A 21,575-nucleotide genomic window follows, 5' to 3' on the forward strand; every position below is an offset into this window, starting at 1 on the left:
AATGACAACAAAACTCCAAAAGCCGGATATTACCGAGCTAAAGCCGCGTATCACTGTGTTCGGTGTAGGTGGAGGTGGTGGCAATGCTGTAAACAACATGATTTCTGCGGGTCTTCAAGGGGTTGACTTTGTGGTAGCCAATACTGACGCTCAAGCGCTGACGATGACTAAAGCTCAGCGCATTCTTCAGTTGGGCATTAATGTTACTGAAGGCCTCGGGGCAGGCTCTCAACCTGATGTTGGTCGTGCTGCTGCTGAGGAGTGTATTGATGAAATAATGGAACATCTCAATAATACGCATATGTGTTTTGTAACAGCTGGTATGGGTGGTGGAACAGGGACAGGCGCTGCGCCAGTTGTTGCAGAGGCAGCACGCAACAAGGGTGTTTTGACTGTTGGTGTTGTCACGAAGCCCTTTCATTTTGAGGGTGCACGTCGTATGCGTTTAGCAGAAGCGGGTATTCAGGAATTGCAGAGATGTGTGGATACTTTGATTGTGATTCCTAATCAGAATTTATTTAGGATTGCTAACGATAAGACAACTTTTGCAGATGCATTTGCAATGGCTGATCAGGTTCTTTATTCAGGGGTTGCTTGTATTACCGATCTTATGGTTAAAGAGGGATTAATTAACCTTGATTTTGCCGATGTGCGTTCCGTAATGCGTGAGATGGGAAGAGCCATGATGGGAACTGGTGAAGCCTCTGGTCAAGGTAGAGCTATGCAGGCGGCTGAAGCAGCAGTTGCTAATCCGTTGTTAGATGAAACTTCAATGAAAGGATCGCAAGGTCTATTAATTTCTATTACGGGTGGTCGCGACTTAACATTGTTTGAAGTAGATGAAGCTGCAACACGTATCCGTGAAGAAGTTGATCCTGATGCTAATATTATTCTTGGAGCAACTTTTGATGAAGCATTAGAGGGCATTATTCGTGTTTCTGTGGTTGCAACTGGTATTGATCGTTCATACCTTCATGACGATTTAGGGAAAGACTTTCGGTCAGAAAATCAGGATGTAAAGTCTTCTGTACGTTCTGATTCAGCGAGGGCATTGGAGATAGTATCTTCTACAGAAAAGCAATCAAAACTTGTAGACCTTCCTGTTCAGGGTTTACGCTCATATATAGATCATTCAGATGAATTACATCGCTTTAAAGATCAAGGTTCTACAAAAGATATTCCTGCAGAGAATATTGGTACAAACTTTTCTGATGAAAAAAACATTCTCTCTCAAGAAAATGTTTTTTCAGGAGCATCTCCTTCTAAACGTTCTCATCTTAATTTTGAATCGAGAATGCCTAAAGCAGAAGATTTCCCTCCGTTAATGAAAGCAGAGATAGATAATCATTCTCGATCAACGGCAGTAAACATGGAAGATCGTGGACCAATGGGTCTTATTAGGCGACTTGCTAATTCTTTAGGACGTCGTGAGGATGGTTCACTTAATATTTCTTCTTCCGATACTTTTAATGACTCTTCATACAGGAGTTCTTCTGAATTGAAAGAGCCTAATATTTATTCTTCTCATAATACTTATAAAAGTGAAAACAATAAATCAGAATTAAAATCATCTGCTATGTATGAGGATGATCAGTTAGAAATTCCTGCTTTTCTGCGCCGTCAGTCTAGTTAAAGCAAGAATTTTTTGAAATTCAGAACTTCTGGTTTTTTTCAGTGGTTCTGAATTTTTTTGTTTTTCATATGTATTTGAATTCAGAATTTTCTGTTTAAATGCAGTTAAAAAAATATTAAGTATGTAACAATCTGAAAAAAACAGTGATTTGAAATATTCCGTAATCATTAATATGTTGTTTCCTAGAGAATGATTCTCGGATATTTTTCAAGTAATGAGGAATATAGTTTCCTTGCGAGTTTTTTTATTCTTCAAGAATTAAAAAGCTCTGATTAAAAAGGTTATTTTTACATGAAGGTTGATTTTTTAGGGTGTCAGAATACAGTTTCTTCTTCAATAAAGCTTTCAGGAATTGGAGTTCATTCAGGTAAACCTGTTGATTTAGTGCTTCATCCAGCAGAAATTGGCACTGGTATAATTTTTCATCGTTTAGAAGATGATGGTAGTATAAAAGAGTTTCCTGCATCATGGTGTAACGTTCTTAATACTGATCTTTGTACTGTTCTTGGAAAATCTCATGAAAATTCTCTATCCACAGTAGAACATATTATGGCTGCTTTATATGCATTTGGTATTGATAATATTATTGTTGAGGTAAATGGGTCTGAGATTCCAATTATGGACGGTAGTTCTTTACTTTTTGTTAGGGCAATAAAGAAAGCCGGTATAAAATCATTTGGTATTAAACGTCGGTATATTCGAATTAAGAAAAAAGTGCGTGTTCAGAATAATAATTCATGGGCAGAGTTTGTTCCTTATAAGGGAACTCGTTTTGAAGTTGCCATTGAATTTGATACTTCTTTGATAGGTTATCAAAAATGGGAAGGTGATTTAACAACAGATGTTTTTTGTAATGAACTGTGTGGTGCGCGTACATTCGGTTTTATGAGAGATGTAAAACGTTATTGGGCTAATGGATGCGCCTTAGGATCTTCTTTGCAGAATTCCGTTGTTATTTCTGATGATGACACAATTCTTAATGTTGAAGGTTTACGCTATCCTGGTAATGAATTTGTCAGGCATAAGACTCTTGATGCTATTGGAGATTTAGCTTTAGCAGGTGCTCAATTTATAGGTTGTTATCGTTCATTCAGGGGAGGGCATAAAATGAATTCTCTTGCTTTGAAAGCTTTGTTTGCTGATCCCACTTCTTATGAAGTAGTTAATACTTCTGTTTTACAAAAACAGGATCTTATTTCTACACAAGAAAGACAACTTTCTTTTTGCATTGCGTAACTGATATTTTTCTTTTTATAAAGAAATGTTTTTTCTTAGGAGGTTTGCTATTATTATACCTTTGTTTATTTAGATTATAATTTTTATGAAGCATCACTTATTTATAAAATGTATTTTTCAGTATTTTAAAATTAGAGTTTTTTATATATGAGGTATTATGATTGATTTCGAAATAATAATTTTTAGTTAGTCTTTATATACTTGTAAGATTAGTGTGAGGTTTTTTGTGTTGGATGGTGTGTTCCATAAATTATTCTTTTTTGGTTTATCTTTAGCTGTATCTGTTTTTCTTACAAGTTGTTCGCAGAAAAAAGATATTGATATAAGTAAGCTTGGCATAGAAACGGAATCACCTGAAAAATTATATTATCAGGGATTGGCAAATATTAAGGCTAAAAATTTACCAGAAGCAGCACGAAAATTTGATGCTGTCAATAGAATTTCTCCTTTTTCTGAATGGGCTAGAAAATCTCTTGTTATGAGCGTCTTTGTTAAATACAAGGACGCAAAATATAATGATTCTATCACGACAGCTAATTCTTATATTAAACAATATCCTCGTTCTCAAGATGCTGCATACATTCAATATCTTATTGGATTGTGTTATTATAATCAAATTAATGATGTAACACTTGATCAACGTTCTGCAATTTTAACAATTCAGGCTATGGAGCAGATTATCAATGATCATCCTGATTCTGAATATGTTAAAGATGCGAAAGCTAAATTATTATTTGCCAAGGATCAACTTGCTGGTAAAGAAATGCAGGTTGGTCGTTATTATCTCGAGCGTCGAGAGTATCTTGCAGCAATTTCACGGTTTAGAGTTGTGGTTGAAAAATATTCTACTACAAATCAGATAGAAGAAGCTCTTGCTAGACTTGCTGAAGCTTATTATGCAATGGGTATTATGAATGAAGTACAAGTTGCAGCTGCAGTCCTTCATAAGAATTATCCAAATAGTATTTGGTATGCTGATATTTTAAAGTTATTAAAATCTGTTGGTTTGCAGCCAGATGATAAATTTTCTTCATGGATTTCCAAAGCTAGTAAGAAATGCTCTTTTAAATCATCGTCCACAAATAAACAATGTTAATACATCTTCTAATACGTGATATTATCTTAATTGAAAATTTAGATCTTCGTTTTTCTTCAGGCTTATCTATCTTAAGCGGTGAGACTGGAGCAGGGAAATCTATTTTATTAGATAGTTTATGCCTGGCTCTTGGAGGGAGAGGTGACGGTCATCTTGTTCGTCATGGTAAGGAACGAGGTCAAGTTATTGCTGTTTTTGATGTAGAAGAGCGTCATCCTGTCAGAAATTTTTTAAATGAAGGTGGCATAAATAATGAAGGTAATGTGATATTTCGTCGTTTACAATTCATTGATGGTCGTACCAAAGCTTATATAAATGATCAACCGGTAAGCATTCAGTTTATGCGTACAGCAAGTCGGTTTTTGGTTGAGAATCATGGTCAAAATGAAGATCATGGGTTATTTGATCTTTCTATGCATCGAAATTTACTGGATATATATGCTGGTCTTGAAGTAGAGCTTTGTTCTCTTCGGAAATTATATGATTACTGGAAGAAATCTGAGAGTGCAGTGGTGGAATGTAAAAAAAACGCGATATTTATTTGCGTGATGCTGAGTATTTACGTCTTTCTGTAGAAGAGCTACAAAATCTTGCCGCACAAGAAGAAGAAGAAACGATATTGGCAGAAGTTCGTGCAAATATGGCAAGAACAGAGCGTAAATTATCTGATCTAAATGAAATTTATGAAGAATTTAATCGATCTTCTTCATCACCAATAACGATTATTACTTCTATATTGCGTCGTTTGGAGCGTAAAAAATCAGATCTAAATAGTTCTTTTGATGGAATTATTTCTTCTTTGGATGCAGCATTAGAAAAACTGGAAACTGTGCAAATGGAGATAGAAACAGTTCTATCCGGGCTTGAGTATGATCCTAAAAAACTGGAGGATATAGAAGAAAGATTGTTTTTATTGCGTGCTGCAAGTCGTAAATATTCAGTATCGGTTGTCGAATTACCTTCTTTGACAAAAAAAATGACTGCTGATCTCGCTTATTTTGATGATAGTGTTGATGAGTTGTGTCGCCTTGAAAAAGAATGTTTATCTGCACAAACTGCCTATTATACCACAGCACAAAATATTTCTGACAAGAGACGAAACGCTGCGGAAGCTATGACAAAAGAAGTGATGACAGAGTTTCCATCACTTAAACTTGAACAGGCTTGTTTCATGGTAGAAATAGTATCCAATCAAGAAAATTTTTCTCCAGAGGGTATTGATAGAGTAGAATTTTATGTTCAGACCAATGTTGGAGAACGTCCGGGACCATTGATGAAACTGGCTTCAGGTGGTGAGTTATCTCGTGTTTTATTAGCGCTTAAAGTAGTTCTTGCTCATCGAGGATCAGCACCGACTTTAGTATTTGATGAAATTGATGCAGGAGCAGGTGGTGCTGTTGCTGATGCAATTGGTTTTCGACTTAAGAGGTTAGCTAAAAATGTTCAGGTTCTTGCAATAACTCATGCACCTCAAGTTGCAGCTCGTGCTGATACACATTTTCTTATTACGAAAACACCTTTATCTACCGATCATCAAAGGATGGTAACACATGTTACAACAATGACAGAAAAAGAACGTTGCGAGGAGGTTGCCAGAATGTTGGCTGGCACTTATATAACTGAAGAGGCTCGTGCTGCAGCGGCAAGGCTTTTAAAAGAAGACATATAAAGAATTTTTGGTAATTTCAAGTTACAAGGCCGATTATATCGGAATATCTTTGATGATAAGAATGGAAGTATATCCTGTTCAAAATTTAACAGAAGAGCAGGCAAAACAAGAGCTATCATTTTTATCAACAGCGATAGCCCATCATGATAAACTGTATTACAATGATTCTGCTCCTGAAATTTCTGATGCTGAATATGATACATTAAAGCAACGTTATTTTGCTCTTGAATCTTATTTTCCACATCTTGTGTTTTATGATAGTCCTTCGTATAGAGTAGGTTTTACTCCATCTTCAACTTTTGCAAGTGTTGTTCATTCTCAACCGATGTTATCGTTAGATAATAGTTTTTCAGATAGAAACATTGAGGATTTTATTTCAGGTATTTATCGTTCTTTAGGAAGACCTGTTGATAATAGTATTGCCTTCACTGTTGAACCCAAAATTGATGGTCTTTCTATTGCCATTCGCTATGAAAAAGGACAGTTGGTGACAGCTGCAACGCGTGGTGATGGTCTTGTCGGTGAAAATGTTACAAAAAATGTTTTGACGATTGAACAAATTCCTAAAATTTTACCAAAGCAAGCACCAGATATTTTGGAAGTACGAGGTGAGATTTATATGGCAAGAAGTGATTTCTTGTTACTCAATGAACAGATGATTTCTGAAGGAAAAAATACTTATGCAAGTCCTAGAAATACAGCTTCTGGTTCATTGCGTCAGCTTGATGCACAAATTACTGCAAGTCGTCGGTTGCAGTTTTTTGCTTATGGGTTGGGAGAAGTTTCTACGGATTTTGTTGATAGCCAATATGAAGCATTGCAAAAATTACGTTCATGGAATTTTCCTATTAATCAATGGCTGAAGAAATTTTATAATTTAAAGGATATATTAGCCTATTATCATGAAATTGATTTATCACGACCTCGTTTGGATTATGATATTGATGGAGTCGTTTATAAAGTTGATGATTTTGTATTACAAAAAAAACTTGGTTCCCGTTCTCGTTCTCCTCGTTGGGCTACTGCGCATAAATTTTTAGCAGAACAGGCTTATACACGTCTTTTGAATATTGAAATTCAGGTTGGGCGTACAGGAGCTCTTACTCCTGTAGCACGTCTTGAACCGATTACTATTGGTGGAGTTGTAGTTGCGAATGCTACTTTACATAACGAAGATTATATTAAAGGTTTAGGAGCTTCTGGTGAATTACTGCGTGAAGGCCGTGATATTCGAATAGGAGACATTGTTGTTGTAAATCGTGCTGGTGATGTCATTCCACAGGTTATAGATGTTGTTCTTGATCAACGTTCTCCAGATATACAACCTTTTAGATTTCCATCTTTTTGCCCTGTTTGCAAGAGTCATGCTGTTCGAGATATTGATAGTAAGACAGGAAAAATAGACTCTGTACGTCGTTGTACGGGAAGTTTTATATGCCCTGCTCAAGGTCTAGAACGTCTGAAGCATGTTGTTTCTCGTAATGCTTTTAATATCAAAGGTTTAGGGGATAAACAAATAGAATTTTTCTTTCATTCTGAAGATCCTTCTTTATATATTAAAAATGCTCCAGATATTTTTACTTTGCAACATCGGCAGCAAGAATCAATAACCAAGCTTGAAAATATTTCTGGCTTTGGCAAAGTTAGCGTAAATAAGCTTTATGATGCTATTAATGAGAGACGTAGCATTTCTTTAGACAGATTTATTTTTTCTCTTGGTATTCGTCATGTCGGTATAGAAACAGCTAGATGTCTAGCCGAAACTTATGGTTCTTATAAAAATTTTGAAAGTTCTATAAAACAAGTTCTTTATAAAGAAGAAAATGCATGTAATATGTTAAAATCCGTTCCGTTGGTTGGCGATGTGATTGTTCATTCAATTATAGAGTTTTATAAAGAGCCTGGTAACCTTAATGTGATTGATTTACTGTTGCAAGAAGTTAGTTTAAAAGATAACAACCAGGATATTTTTAAGAAAAAAAGCGCTCTTTCAGGTAAAACAATCGTATTTACAGGTTCTCTTGAAACAATGAACCGTGAGGATGCTAAAATAAAGGCAATACAATTAGGAGCAAAAGTATCTTCTAGTGTATCACAACTAACAGATATTATCGTCGTTGGAAAAAATCCTGGCTCAAAGGTTTTACAAGGAAACTCTTTGGGAATATCTCTTATCAATGAACAGCAATGGATAGACTTTATTAAAAAATCTTTTTAAATTTACTTATCGACAGTAAGATTTTATATTATGCTTTTCAGTTTGGTTTTTAAGGATTTTTTTTGTTTAAATCACAAAATATGAATAAATATTTTCACTTTTCATAAAGGACAAAAAAATATAGTATTACTTACTTATTTTTTTATTGTAATAGTCGTGTTCTTCACAGGCAAAGGAAAAGTTAGAAGTAGATATAGCCATTAATGTTAATAAAAAGAATAGAAGGATATTTTTCATTTTCTTATAGCCACTCCTACTTATAAATACACTTAATAATAGATTTTTTTTAACAATAAGTCAAATATTTTTTATATTTTTAGAAGATAAGATGTTTCTTTTTTAAGAAACATACCAAATTATTTTAATATTATTTCTATATATATAATGAAATTATCCAACAGGATAATAACATGTTCTTGTTCGAGATGATCAAGCAGCAGGTCATGCTGCTGAGGGTTATGCTTGTTTTACAAATAAAGCAGGGGGTTATGTTAGTTACTTGTAGGTTTTAAATTTAAGAAAAAACCTATGAATTATCAACTATCCTGAGGATATTAATTATCTGTTATTGTATTTTTTTCAAGACGTAATTTATAACTTGCAAAATACATATAAATAATAACCAATACAACAAGTGCGATAATAGAAAGTTGGCTTATTTTAAAGGCTTGCATGGTAACAGGGGCTAAGATTGCCCAATCTGCCATACCCATCCAACTGTTCATACCCGCTAATTTCATAGCCCATAAACTACCAAAAATTTCTATGCACCCCATTATGAAGCAAATTTTTAATGCAGCTCTCCAGCCACCGAAATGGTTAGCATAGACTCCTACAGTTCCATTTGAAAAAAACATTGGAATGAAGCCAGGGATAATTACAGTTGATGAATTGAAGAGAAACAATACAATAATTGCAAATAACTGTCCTAAAGCTCCCCATATAAATCCCCATAATACAGCATTAGGAGAAAAGCCATAAATTGCAGAACAATCAATAGCTAATATCGCACCTGGAATAAGGCGTTGAGAAATTCCTCGGAATGCAATAGAAAGCTCTGAAACAAACATTTTTACTCCTTCAACTATGATAGTAATTGCCACAGAGAACATCATTCCTGTTTCCAGGATATAGATACTCCAATGTTTTTTTTGTGCTATTTCTTTCAGAGTATTAAAATCTAAAGTTAATAATATAACTCCCCAAAAAAAAGTCATAATTATTCCAGTTGCTACAGTATGATCGTTAAATAAATTAAGCCATCCAGGAAGTTGAATATGATTAATATCTTCAGATTTATTGCCAAAATAGGGAGCTAGTTTAAAAGCGATCCAAGAAGCAAATTGTTGTTGATGACCAATAGAAAAGCCACTGTTTTTAGTAACTTTTTGAGTTGGTTGGTACATTATATTTGAGCCAATACCCCAATACAGCGCCATTAAAATTGATGAATAAATAATTGTTTTCCATAAGTCAGTTTGTAATGTTAAATGAAAGAATGCTACTGTTAATCCTGTTTGTTGAAACATAACTTCACCGCTAAGCATAATAGTACGTATACCTGTGATGCGGTGTAAAAATACCATAAGAATATTTAATAGAGATGCTAATAGTACTGTATAGCCTACCCAGCTATAATTTTTGCCTATCATATCTATAGTGGATATCATAGATACATAAGGATCTATGATTGCTCCATTTATTTTGTATGCTTTTGAAAGTTGGTCAATAATGGGCTTAGTAGTATCTACAAGAATATTTGCGCCTATTTTTAAAATTAAAAAGCCTACGATAGTTTTAATAGTGCCTTTAATAATTGATGCAATATCTTTTTTAAGAAGAGAATAGCCTAAAAAAGAAATCATTCCTAGCATGAACGCTGGCTTAATTATTATCTGATGATGAAAAAAAAATAAGATGTTTAACAGAATTTCCATGAGAATAATCTCCGCGTTTTTTGATCTTGATAATCAAAAATCAGATATTTTGTGCACACACATAAAATACTTATTTATATAGATAACGAACTTATTCAGCTGGGTAGTATAATATACTAACAAAATCAATGAGTTACTATGAAGTATGCCTAAAATCAATCCCTTGAGTGTTAAACACGTTTCTAACTCCTTGTCTTATTATAATCCTTGAGCTTTTTCTCTCTTGTAAAAAGCCATTTGATCAGATTTTTTTAGAGCAGCAGGAAGAATTGGGTGGAGATTAGAGAAATTACAATAATGGTTAATGGTTAAATTTTATGAGTAAGGTATAAAAAGGCTCTCTACATATTCCTGAGTAGATAAATATTATTTTTAGGCTGATATTGAATAGCAATATTTTTTCAAGCAGTATTCATCTTGTATGAAATTTGAAAAAACAATATCTTTAATCTCTACAATAAGGTAAGTAGAAAGATACTTAAGTATGTTTATATATCAAGAAGTTAAACACTCTGATCAAGCAAATACTTCATCGTATCTATATAAGGTTTTTGCAGTTGCACCAATGCTAGATTGGTCAGATCGTCATTATCGATTCTTTGCAAGACTGTTAAGCAAGAATGCTTTATTATATACAGAAATGATTGTTGCAGATGCAATTTTAAAAGGTAATAAGCAACGCTTATTATCGTTTAGTCCACAAGAACATCCTTTAGCTTTGCAGATTGGGGGAGCCAATCCTGTTACGCTTGCTACAGCAGCCAAGATAGGAGAAGAATTTGGTTATGATGAAATTAATTTAAATGTTGGTTGTCCATCAAATAAAGTGCAATCTGGATCTTTTGGTGCTTGTCTTATGTTATTACCAGAACATATTATGGAGTGTGTTTATGCAATAAAGAAAGTGGTTTCTATTCCTGTTACAATTAAATGTCGTATAGGTGTAGATGATCAAGTTCCTGAGCTTGCGTTGCGTAATTTAATAAAGTCTGTGAAGGCAGCAAGTGTTGACGCTGTCTGGATTCATGCTCGCAAGGCTTTTTTAAAAGGATTGTCACCGAGTGAAAATCGTAAAGTTCCTCCTTTGAATTATGAAATAATTTATGAAATAAAACGTGAAAACCCAGATTTGTTTATTGGATTAAATGGTGGTCTTAAAAATGTTCAACATACCCTTCAAGTATTGCCTCATGTTGATGGAGTAATGTTAGGCCGGGCATCATATCAGAATAGTACAATACTAACTTCTGTTGATCAATATTTTATAAATCCTTTAACAGGTTCTCATCCTGTTATTGGCGAAGCGCTCGATAAAAATTTTTGGGATGAAGTATGTACGTCTATGATTTCATATGCTTCCCAACACTTGAATACAGGTGGTCAGTTAAGACAAGTAGTTCGTCATATGCTTGGATTATTTCAGGGTTTTCCTGGCGTACAGCGTTATCGTCGAATTCTCGGTGTTGAAGCTATTAAACCAGAAGTGATGCCTACAATTATTAAAGATGCTTTTAATTCTATCTTATCTGATTAGATGATTATTTCCTAATCCATTGATTTTATTATATTTTTTACTTAGATCCCGCATCTTTTCTATAGATTTAGGCGTTTATCCCTACCAAGCTCAATGAAGTGCTGTAATATAGGCGATAAAAGGTATTACCACAGCACATAAGATTCCTGCTTCATGAGCAAGTTGAGCTATATGGCGGATGTCTATTCTTTCTTTTGGCGAGTTTGTAATCAACATAAATTAACCTTGATTCGATACCTTGATAATATAATAAGGTTATTATCCTTCTGGGTAATAACACTCATTTGTATTTTCCTTGAAATATGGCTTATTGATTATTAATCAGTGTTTTAAAGCCCTGGTTATATCAGTATGAATCCTTGTTTTCTATAATATTTCTTATACTCATCCTTTGCTTTTTTATTAACCTATACCTGGATTTTCTACTAACCTAAAGCAATGTCATGTTTATTAATGCAATCTTGATATAAGAAGTTAAAATATGCACTCAAGCATCATTTAAAAATGATCTTGGGTATCGAAACAGCGCGTCTATTACTATCTATACAGCAATAACAGTACATCTAGTTTCTTTCCCTTTGATACCGGCTACTCATCAAAAAGAGAAATACAGTAACCTATTCATAAATAAAATGAAGTCTTGTTAATACAAAACTTTATTCTATGGATTAGGGAAACCGTATTTCTCTTTTATAATCCTTTCCCAATTGCATTACCTTTGCATTTTGTGGAATTTTTTACTAAAAAGAAATTTTTTTGAAATAATACTCCTTTTAAGATTAAAGAACGGGTGGTGCATATTGAAGACCACCTTTTTTCCATAGATTATTATAATTGCGTGGAATTTTAAAAGGAGAACCTGAACCGAGATTAGATTCAAAGATCTCACCATAGTTGCCTACACTCTTAATAATTCTGTATGCCCAATCTTCTGTTAATCCAAGACCACTCCCGAGATTGCTTCTGGGTTCGCGACCTAAAAAACGTTTTATAGCAGGCTCATCAGAATTGAGCATTTTATCAACATTTTCTTTTGTTATGCCGAATTCTTCCGCATTCACAAGAGCGAAATGAACCCAAGAAATGATGTTAATCCATTGAGTATCGTTTTCTAAAACAGCAGGAGCAAGCGGTTCTTTAGAGATAATTTCTGGAAGGATAATATGTTCGTCTGGTTTTTTTAGAGTAAGACGCGAAGTATACAATGCAGACTGATCGGTTGTATAAACATCACAGCGGTCTCCTTCATAGGCAGAAATTGCTTCTTCTTCCTTATCATATGCGAATATTTTATACGCTATATTATGCGATTTAAAGTAATCAGATGCATTTAATTGATCTGTTGTGCCAGACCAAGTGCATATCGACACATCAGATAATTCGAGTGCTGATTTAATATTTAATTTTTTCTTTACTAAAAAACCTTGACCATCGTAATAGGTAATCGGATGAAAGCTAAGATGGAGAGATGTATTTCTGCTTAATGTATAAGTTGTATTTCTGCTCAATATATCAACGTCACCAGATTGTAAGGCTATAAAGCGTTCTATAGTACTGAGAGGCAGGTATTTGACTTTAGAAGGATTGTTAAAAATTGCGGCTGCTATGGCTTTGCAGAAATCGACATCAAAACCTTTCCAGTTTCCTGATGAATCAGGCTGCGAAAAACCAGGAACACCGGTACTGACACCGCATTTAATAAACCCTCTGTTTTTAATAACATCTAGCATAGAAGCTGATGCGTGTTCAATTATGAATGCCCATAAAAATAATATGGAGATTATAATCTTAGTTAAATAAGTATAATTTCTATTTGAAAAAATCATGGATTAGTTTTCCTAACAGCAAAAATTTTGTTTGAAGTTAATTTCATGGAATCCTTCTAACTGTAAGATGCAGATCACGTATAGCAATTATGTCAACATAGAATTTAGATACTGCTTTTAAAGAGAGGACTTCATTTCTTTCTTTTGACGAGTTTGTAATCAACATAAATTAACCTTGATTCGATACCTTGATAATATCGTTATTCATTTAAATATATATTGTAAACTAAATATATTCCTCTGCTAGGAACTGCACCTGCAGTTCAATGCTCTGCTGACTGATTTTCAAAAATCAGTTTTTTGTATCGAATATCTTCTTTTCCATTGCTGAACACATATCAGTGGATTTGAATAGGCATTGATCTTGATAAGTAAGGGGAAATAGACTTCCTTGCGCATAGAGACTTGAGTTCTATTAATAGTCAAAAGGTGAGGGATAGACTTGAATTTTTATTCTGCTCCTTGAGTTCAGTTTTTCTGAATGATCTTATAGTGCTGGAAAAGTTGTAGTTGCTATATGATGTCGATGGTGTGTCCAAGCTTCATAATTAAAAAGTAGTTGATAATGCATGTTATTTAAAAATCGTATTAAAGATAAAGAACTTTTTTTCTGCTTGCGACTTTCTTCAATAGAGCTTCTAGAATTGATATCTGAAAATTGATACACTATGCTAGGATTTATTACTAAAGTAGATATATTATATTCCCACCAATGCTTGAGATCATTATCAATAGGACGAAATATTTTTTTTCGACTGTTTAAAAGATCAGCAGCCGCTTGTTTACCAATTAAATAACCAGTTGTACGAGATGGTATGATTCTAGGTTGTATAAGAGAGAAGCCACCTGGTAATGTACATACATGGTTTTTTGTTTTGATTTTATTTGAAAGACTATTAAACTTTATCAAAAGATTACTAATATCACATTTTGATAAATATAAAAGAACATCCATAAATTCACTGACAAATTCTACATCATCTTCTAGGACAATAGCACCTGGCTTATCTGAATTTGCAATTTTTTCCCAAAGATTTATGTGACTTATATAGCAACCAAGCTCAGGAAAGGACAGTGGACGTTTAAACTTTTTTTGATTTCTTTTTTCATCATAAATTGATGAAATATTGTCATAAGTTAAATTATTTCCATCTATTGCATCAAAAAAAGAAAAATCTAAACCAAATTGTGAAAGAAGAAGGAAGCATCTTTCACGTCTTCTGACAGAGCGAGGTAGACTAATGACATATACAGGGAATGACATCTTATATAACCGCATATTAACTTTTAAAATACCTGAGTTATTTTTTAAATAACTTACAAGTAAATATAGAATCCCTTTATAACATTCTTTTAGATATAAAACGTTTTATAGGATCCCCTTGAGGAAAAGAAAAGAATTTATGTGCTGTATCTTGTGCTATAATTCGTCCTTCTTCTAAAAATATAATGTAATTAGCAATGCTTTTAGCTAGTTTTAGGTCATGTGTAGCAATTACCATAGAAGTACCTTCATGGGCAATAAGTAAAAGAACCTTTATTACTTCTGCTGACAGCTCTGGATCAAGTGCTGAAGTTGGTTCATCACATAATAATACGCTAGGAAAAGCTGCTAGAGCACGAGCAATCGCTATTCTTTGTTGTTGTCCTCCAGAAAGATGAGCAGGCCAACTATCTGCTTTATTTAATAAACTAACTTTTCTGAGAAGTTCTATTGCTCTAGAATATGCTTTAGGTTTTGGCCATTTATGAACAACGATGAGCCCTTCTATAATATTTTGAATCGCTGTCAAATGTGGAAAAAGTTGAAAATTTTGAAAAACTGTACCTATTTGCATACGAATTTGATTGATCTCATGTTTTTGTATTTTTAATTTTGAATTAAAAAATATTTTTTTATTCATGAATCGGAGCATTCCTGAAGAGGGAATTTCTAATAAGTTTATACAACGCAAAAGAGTACTCTTGCCACTTCCAGATTTTCCTAAAAGCACAGTAACACTGCCTTTTTTAAATGATGCACTTACATCATCTAAAGCCAAGAGAGTATCAAATTTCTTAATGATATTTATAACTTCTATCATGTATTTCGATTATATTCTGTGTATTTGCAACCCATTAAATTTTTTGAATAGGACATATAATAAAAAAGATTTTTACTACTCCTGTAGCTTTTTTACAATTATAAAGAGAATTACCAATGTAACTGTGGTGATATAGCTTTGAAATCTATCTTCTCTTCATTTTGATAATCTGCACATGATCCTTCAAGGAATTATATTGACCGCGTTTGTAGGCTTTCCTAATCTGGTTATAAAAAAATCTTAAAGATTCGTATTAATATTTTTAATCTCATTCGTTTCATAATAAGACTAGAACAACAGCAAGGAAAACACATAATTGAGATCACACCGCTCATTTTTTTTACCTTCTCAGGACTAAAGGAAGGACATTCGAAGTATAAAATATGAATTTTATTACATAGAGCTTTAAATAATATATCCTTGTATCAAAAGAATAATAATCCATTTCATAAGAAATGTCAAATCGTGTGGTAATTAAGAAAATTTAACGTTTTACTAGCATTGCTATTATAAAGCTACTTCCTAGCCCAGCCGTGACAATACCTATAGGCAATTCCTGTAAAGGTAATAAAATTCGACTTAAAATGTCACCGCTACATAACATGATCGCTCCTATTAGAGCACATAAAGGAAGTAATCGCTGGTGACGTAATCCAGTCAATGGACGGCATAAATGGGGTACCATCAGTCCTACGAAACCAATTACCCCTGTTAATGATACAAGCAGCGCTGTTGCTATTGCACAACATAAAAACACCTCAATACGTAATCGGGTAACATGAACACCCAGAGACAAAGCAGTCTGTTCTCCTGCCAGTAAACTGTCCAGAGCTTTCCAGCGTTTTAATAGAAATATAAACAATAATAGAAAACTAACCAGAGCGATTGGTAGCGTTTCCCAACGCGCCAGCCCTAGTCCTCCTAGCGACCAGAATAGTACTGAACTGGCTGCGCGCTGGTCACCACTAAACACCAGGTAGTTGGTAAGAGCATTAAAGAGAAATGAAATAGCCAATCCACAAATCACCAGATTTTCTACCTGTCGTTTCCGTTGTAGAAAAAATAGCAACGTTACAGCCAGTGCAGAACAAATGCCACCACAAAAAGCTGATACTGGTAATGTAAGGGTTCCCAACCACTCACCAAAGCGGGTGATAACCAATACTGCTCCTGTTGATGCGCCAAAAGAAAGACCGAAAAGGAATGGATCTGCCAAATCATTGCCAGTAGTAGTTTGCAGCAGTGCACCAACCATTGCCAGACAGGCGCCAGTAATGGCTCCGAGCAGAATGCGAGGCAGACGTAATTCAATGACGATACGACGTACAGTATCGGGTACCTCGTCTTGATTTGACATCAGCATCATTAAAGATTGCTTTAGTGGAATCCTGATTGCACCGAATGTTGTACTTAACAACATTATCACGAATAGCATCGTTAATGCCAAAAAGCAGATAAGAAAATAATTGTACCGTGATGTCATGGAGTTGCAACTTTATAAAGCGTACGAGATAATTTTTCTATTGCTGAGATATTTTCAGGTCCTGGTGTGAGTTCACTATATTTTAATTTTAGATATTGTTGTTTTTTTACTGCAGTTGTATATTTCATGAGAGGGTGTTTTTCCAGGAAATGCTGCAACATCATAGAGTCATTTCCTTTTTGATAATCCAATAGAATGATTACATCCGGATTTGCTGCTGATACTATTTCCCATGAAGTACTACTCCAGCTAGACATCATATTGTCCATGACATTACGCCCACCTGCTGCTTCAATAATTGCAGTTGGCATTGCGTACACGCCGCTGGTAAAAGGTTTGTCTTCACCCGAATCATACACAAAGACCTTAGGTGGATTATGGCTAGACGATAGTTTAGGTATTGATGCAAGTTTTTCTTTCCACTGCTTTACAAGTATTTGTGCCTTTTCTTCGCAACCAAAAATTTTTCCTAGTGTTAATATGTCATTGTATAAAAGATCCATACTAGCGTGTTGATAAGCATGATTTTCAAAAACACAGCTTTCACTTAGTACTAGCGTTTTGATACCATATTTTGCTAGCGTATCTGGCGTTACTTCTCCTCCGATTTTCATGCCATAGTTCCATCCTGCAAAGAAGAAATCGGGATTAACAGCTAGCAGAGTTTCCAATGATGGATATTTAGGTGAGAGTTCTGGAATCGTTCCCATTTTCTTACGGAATTCCGGTGTCATTTTATACCAACCACTGATGCCAGTTAATCCTATAATTCTTGAATTTAAATTCAAAGCAAATATCATCTCAGACATGTTAAGATCATTGATAATGGCGCGCTTAGGTGCCTGTGTAAAAGTGAGCGGTTTGCCACAACTCTGTACAGTAACAGGGAATTCTGATGCCTGTGCAGACATCAAAATTCCAAACCCCAAGAAAAAAGCTAAAAGTCTAAGAACAACAACACAAATGATAGATAGTAAATAATCTATTAATATTTTCATAAGCTTTCCTCTTTATTGGTGAGCATGGAGGTGTTGGAAGGTACGTCAAAAATACGCACAGGACGAGAAGTCTCAGGATGAAGAACTGTGGAGCTATAAAGACCGAAGACTGGATAGAGGAAATCACTAGAAAGTGCACGTGAAGGAATATCACAAGTTACTGGTTTTCCTTCATGCAGTACCAGGACTCTGTCAGCAAATGCTTCTACTAGAAATAGATCATGTAGTACTGCCACCACGGTGATACCGCGTTGTTGGACCAATGTCAGTAGTTCCTTGCGTCTAGCGGGATCCAGATGGTTTGTTGGTTCGTCTAGCAATAATAGTTCTGGACGCTGTGCCAATGCACGTGCTAGAAACACCCGTTGTCGTTCTCCGCCAGACAATGTTATAAGTCGACATTTTCGCAATTCCAGAAGATCAAGATCTTTTAATGTTTGTTTTACAATACTCTTTTGTGTTGACAATGATATTTCGTTTGCATGAGGTATGCAGCCGAGTTCTACGTATTCCTCTACCATTAAATTTAAATTGGGGGAATCGTTTTGACACATAAAAGCAATTCGTTTTGCTCTTTCAACTCTTGAAAGTTGTTTTAGTGGCGTATTATTAAACAATATATTGCCTGTTTTCGGTTGGATACCGTTTAAAAGAGCGTGCAATAAAGTAGATTTTCCACTACCATTTGGACCAATAATTACCAAGAATTCCCCAATTGCAACCTTGAAATGAATATTGGTTAGAAGTTTTTTTCCATTAGGAAGCTCCACATTCAGATATTCTACACACAACAAAAGTGAGTTGCTCTCAAGCATCAAAAAAATTCTCCTTGCAATATTGATATGTTATAATATAACGTTAATAAGAAGAGATAGAAATCTTGTCAACAAAATAAGACAGGTCTTCAAGAGAAAAGAAGAATTTGTTTTTTCCTTGGACAAGTTACGTAACAACAAGTGGACGAGACACACTAGAAAGGCAATGTATGCCAACTTCGAAATCAATCATGGCTCTTCACAATAGAAATATTTCTTGCAGCCTTGTTATTCAAATTCTTAATTTCGATGAATATGCTGTTGCAATAAGATGCTGGAAAAATAGAAAATGGTGGTGATGAATATTTGAAATTGTTTAATTAAACTATGGGAGATCCATGATAGGTATAAAGCTTATTCATAACGTATAGAGAATTTTTCTAATTTTTTTTGTAAAGAAGATAGTACTGAACTAAATAAAAGATAAATTATTGCTACTTCAATATAGAGGATGAGTGGTTCATAGGTAGTAGCTACAATGCGTTGTGCTGTTTGAAAAAGTTCTGGAAGAGTAATAGAAGCTGCAAGAGATGTATCCTTTAAAAGAGAAATAAAGCTATTGGATGTTGGCGCAATAGCCGTTCTTATTGCTTGTGGTAAAATAATACGAATCATTGCTTGTTTCCAACTCATACCAATGGAATATGCTGCTTCCCATTGTCCTTTTGGTATTGCTGTGATAGATGTACGTATCGCTTCTGATGTGTAGGCTCCAACATTAAGGGTAAATCCAATAATTGCAGAAGTAAATGCACTTAAAACAATTCCTATACCTGGTAAGCTATAAAATATAACAAATAACTGTACCAACAGTGGTGTTCCACGGATAATCCATACATAAAAATTGAAAATAACGGCAATAGGCCCAATAGAAAACAAACGAAAAAGAGCTGTTAATAATCCCAATACCAAGCCTAATATAAAAGAAATAAAAGTAATGGGTAAAGTATAAAAAAGAGTTGCTTTAAGAAGAGGAATCAAAGATTCCTGCATAAGACTTAACCAGGTTGGCATAAAAAAATTCCATAATATATTTTTTGTTAATATTAAAAATATCTTTTTTAAATAAAAAGGATATTTTATTGAGAAACATCAACATCAAAATATTTTATTGAGATACTTTTATAAGTACCATCATTTTTTATTTCGGAAAGAGCTTTGTCAATCTGAGCTTTTAAAGTATTTTTGCCTTTTGCCATTAATATACCACAAGAAACAACATCTTTTTCTTGATCAACAACCTTTAAAGGAGCATCTGGTTTATGCTTTTTGAAATCAAGAAAGGAGAGATTTTCATTTATAGTAGCATCCGCACGTCCCGTTAATATGAGTTGTATAGATTGTTCAAATCCATCGCTTAGTACTAAATCCGCTCCAGCATTTTTTGCTAATCCAGAAAAATTAGAAGTTATTGTTTGAGCAGATTTTTTCCCTTTAAGATCATTAAAGCTCTTTATTGATGTATTATCTTTTCTAACAATTAAAACAGCTTTAGATTTTATATAAGGAGAAGAAAAAGTATATTTCTTTTCTCGTTCTGGTGTAATGTTTACCATATTAACTATAATATCGTAACGACCTGTATCAATACCGGCGATAAGACCATCCCACTTACCTTCAATAAATTGTGCTTTTACGCCTATACGCTTGGCTACTTCAGTAGCAATTGCAACCTCGAAACCTGTTAAGGTCCCATTAATATCATGAAAAGAATAAGGAGGGTAAGTTCCTTCGAGACCGATTTTAAGAACAGTGCTCTCTTTTGGCCTTATATTTTCTTCACCATAACTTGGTACAGTTATAAATTTACATAAAGCAAGAAAATAGACACCCGAAATAATTATTTTTGAAATAACATTCCTTTTTCTTATTTTTTCCATTTTTCTGCTCTTAATATTGTTCATTTAATTAATCAAGCTATAAAATATTTTCTACAAAATTCAAAGAAGTTTTTTATAAACCTAAATATACTCTAAATTTTAGGTGGGTAAGTGTGTATGAATCCTTTATAGTCCTTTATATGATAAGAGTCACCTGTATTTTTCTTTATATCAGAACCATTTAGATTAATTTTTCCATGTCCTCCTGGGATATCTAATATGTAGGACGGTTGACATAGACCTGATAATCGTTCTCGCAGGGCTGAAACAATTTTCTGACCTTCTTCAATACTTATACGGAAATGGTTGGTTCCAGGTGTCAAGTCCAGGTGATGTAAGTAGTAAGGCTTAACACGTGCCTCTACAAAGATTCGCATGAGAGAGGCAAGTACTTCTGGATCATCATTAACTCCCTTAAGAAGAACTGATTGACTGACAAGGCTTATACCAGAATTAGCAAGGCGTGCAAGAGCAGCAAGAGCTTGTTTTGAAAATTCACGTGGGTGATTAGCGTGGATAGCAATATAGATTGTTTTATCTGAACTTTTAAGACACTTAATTAAATGGGAATTAATATATTCAGGGATCACAATAGGAACCCTGGTATGAAATCTTAAAATCTTGATATGTTGTATCTTTTTTAGACTTTCTATAATCGATTTTATACGATCTAGGGATAGAATTAAAGGATCTCCGCCTGTCAAAATAACTTCCCAGATTTCAGGATGTTCTTGAATATAAGAAAAAGCAGAAGTTAAAGCTTTTTGTGATAATATTCCGTTACCTCGAGGGCCAATCATTTCCTTTCTGAAGCAGAACCGACAATAAACAGGACATATATGAACTATTTTTAATAATACCCTATCGGGATAACGATGAATAATACCTTCAACAGGGCTGTAAGCAGAGTCACCAATAGGATCCTCTCTTTCCTGTGGCATAATGTTTAATTCTGCTTCTTGTGGAATAAACTGACGTGCTATAGGGTCATGAGGGTCGTGTCGATTGATAAGCTTAACAATAGTTGAGGTTAAGCCAATAGCATATCTTTTTGATATTTGATCAATAATATCGATCTCATTATCACTGATAAGATCAGCATTTTTTAATTGTTTTGCTGTCCAAATTCGTCTATCAGAGGATTTCATTAATAAATTATTCTTCTC

Annotated in this window: 17 protein-coding genes and 1 pseudogene; 7 read left to right on the forward strand and 11 right to left on the reverse strand. The window is 34.2% G+C overall.

Annotation, left to right across the window (positions count from 1 at the left end; genetic code table 11):
* Position 1: 1 nt before the first annotated feature.
* From ftsZ to ligA, 5 genes and pseudogenes are all read left to right on the forward strand, one after another.
* Positions 2-1,633: a cell division protein FtsZ gene (gene ftsZ, locus B488_RS02910; RefSeq protein ID WP_015273016.1), complete on the forward strand. Its 1,632-nt coding sequence runs from the start codon at positions 2-4 to the stop codon at positions 1,631-1,633.
* A 291-nt stretch (positions 1,634-1,924) separates the two neighbouring features.
* Positions 1,925-2,869, forward strand: coding sequence for a UDP-3-O-acyl-N-acetylglucosamine deacetylase (gene lpxC, locus B488_RS02915; protein ID WP_015273017.1), 945 nt, complete (start codon positions 1,925-1,927; stop codon positions 2,867-2,869).
* Between the two features lie 229 nt (positions 2,870-3,098).
* A complete protein-coding gene (locus tag B488_RS02920) occupies positions 3,099-3,965 on the forward strand; it encodes an outer membrane protein assembly factor BamD (protein ID WP_015273018.1) in 867 nt (288 codons plus the stop codon).
* Positions 3,959-5,634 (forward strand): annotated as a pseudogene (gene recN, locus B488_RS02925) (DNA repair protein RecN). Before B488_RS02920 ends, recN begins: the two are co-directional and overlap by 7 nt.
* 61 nt (positions 5,635-5,695) lie before the next feature.
* Positions 5,696-7,852, forward strand: coding sequence for an NAD-dependent DNA ligase LigA (ligA, locus tag B488_RS02930; protein WP_015273020.1), 2,157 nt, complete (start codon positions 5,696-5,698; stop codon positions 7,850-7,852).
* A gap of 554 nt (positions 7,853-8,406) precedes the next feature.
* Here the strand turns inward: ligA and B488_RS02935 are convergent.
* Entirely contained in the window at positions 8,407-9,789 is a 1,383-nt protein-coding gene (locus B488_RS02935) for a PTS transporter subunit IIC (RefSeq protein WP_041770651.1), read from the reverse strand.
* 484 nt (positions 9,790-10,273) lie between these two features.
* On the opposite strand from B488_RS02935, the gene dusA reads away from it, so the two are divergent.
* Positions 10,274-11,323, forward strand: coding sequence for a tRNA dihydrouridine(20/20a) synthase DusA (dusA, locus tag B488_RS02940; RefSeq protein WP_015273023.1), 1,050 nt, complete (start codon positions 10,274-10,276; stop codon positions 11,321-11,323).
* Positions 11,324-11,413: 90 nt separating this feature from the next.
* Here the strand turns inward: dusA and B488_RS07400 are convergent, their stop codons facing one another.
* The 7 genes from B488_RS07400 to B488_RS02970 form a co-directional block, all read right to left on the reverse strand.
* Positions 11,414-11,539, reverse strand: coding sequence for a hypothetical protein (locus B488_RS07400; RefSeq protein WP_015273024.1), 126 nt, complete (start codon positions 11,537-11,539; stop codon positions 11,414-11,416).
* A 563-nt stretch (positions 11,540-12,102) separates the two neighbouring features.
* Complete coding sequence (locus B488_RS02945) at positions 12,103-13,149, reverse strand: amino acid ABC transporter substrate-binding protein (protein WP_015273025.1); 1,047 nt, start codon at positions 13,147-13,149, stop codon at positions 12,103-12,105.
* A gap of 487 nt (positions 13,150-13,636) precedes the next feature.
* A complete protein-coding gene (locus B488_RS02950; protein WP_015273026.1) occupies positions 13,637-14,428 on the reverse strand; it encodes a glycosyltransferase family 25 protein in 792 nt (263 codons plus the stop codon).
* Positions 14,429-14,489: 61 nt separating this feature from the next.
* Entirely contained in the window at positions 14,490-15,233 is a 744-nt protein-coding gene (locus B488_RS02955) for an amino acid ABC transporter ATP-binding protein (protein ID WP_041770655.1), read from the reverse strand.
* 484 nt (positions 15,234-15,717) lie between these two features.
* On the reverse strand, positions 15,718-16,668 hold the full coding sequence (locus B488_RS02960) for a FecCD family ABC transporter permease (protein WP_244422707.1): 951 nt from the start codon (positions 16,666-16,668) through the stop codon (positions 15,718-15,720).
* A 44-nt stretch (positions 16,669-16,712) separates the two neighbouring features.
* A complete protein-coding gene (locus tag B488_RS02965) occupies positions 16,713-17,714 on the reverse strand; it encodes an ABC transporter substrate-binding protein (RefSeq protein WP_015273029.1) in 1,002 nt (333 codons plus the stop codon).
* Positions 17,711-18,529, reverse strand: a complete 819-nt coding sequence (locus B488_RS02970; RefSeq protein ID WP_015273030.1) for an ABC transporter ATP-binding protein — start codon at positions 18,527-18,529, stop codon at positions 17,711-17,713. Before B488_RS02970 ends, B488_RS02965 begins: the two co-directional genes overlap by 4 nt.
* A 170-nt stretch (positions 18,530-18,699) precedes the next feature.
* Here B488_RS02970 and B488_RS07405 point away from each other — a divergent pair, with 170 nt between their 5' ends.
* Positions 18,700-18,828: a hypothetical protein gene (locus tag B488_RS07405; protein ID WP_280109465.1), complete on the forward strand. Its 129-nt coding sequence runs from the start codon at positions 18,700-18,702 to the stop codon at positions 18,826-18,828.
* 55 nt (positions 18,829-18,883) lie between these two features.
* On the opposite strand, the gene B488_RS02975 is transcribed toward B488_RS07405, so the two are convergent.
* From B488_RS02975 to B488_RS02985, 3 genes are all read right to left on the reverse strand, one after another.
* Positions 18,884-19,543: an amino acid ABC transporter permease gene (locus B488_RS02975; protein WP_015273031.1), complete on the reverse strand. Its 660-nt coding sequence runs from the start codon at positions 19,541-19,543 to the stop codon at positions 18,884-18,886.
* A 65-nt stretch (positions 19,544-19,608) separates the two neighbouring features.
* Positions 19,609-20,409, reverse strand: a complete 801-nt coding sequence (locus tag B488_RS02980; RefSeq protein ID WP_015273032.1) for an amino acid ABC transporter substrate-binding protein — start codon at positions 20,407-20,409, stop codon at positions 19,609-19,611.
* Positions 20,410-20,501: 92 nt separating this feature from the next.
* On the reverse strand, positions 20,502-21,557 hold the full coding sequence (locus B488_RS02985) for a lysine-2,3-aminomutase-like protein (protein WP_015273033.1): 1,056 nt from the start codon (positions 21,555-21,557) through the stop codon (positions 20,502-20,504).
* Positions 21,558-21,575 lie beyond the last annotated feature (18 nt).

This window comes from Liberibacter crescens BT-1 (genome assembly GCF_000325745.1).
Lineage (GTDB): Bacteria > Pseudomonadota > Alphaproteobacteria > Rhizobiales > Rhizobiaceae > Liberibacter > Liberibacter crescens.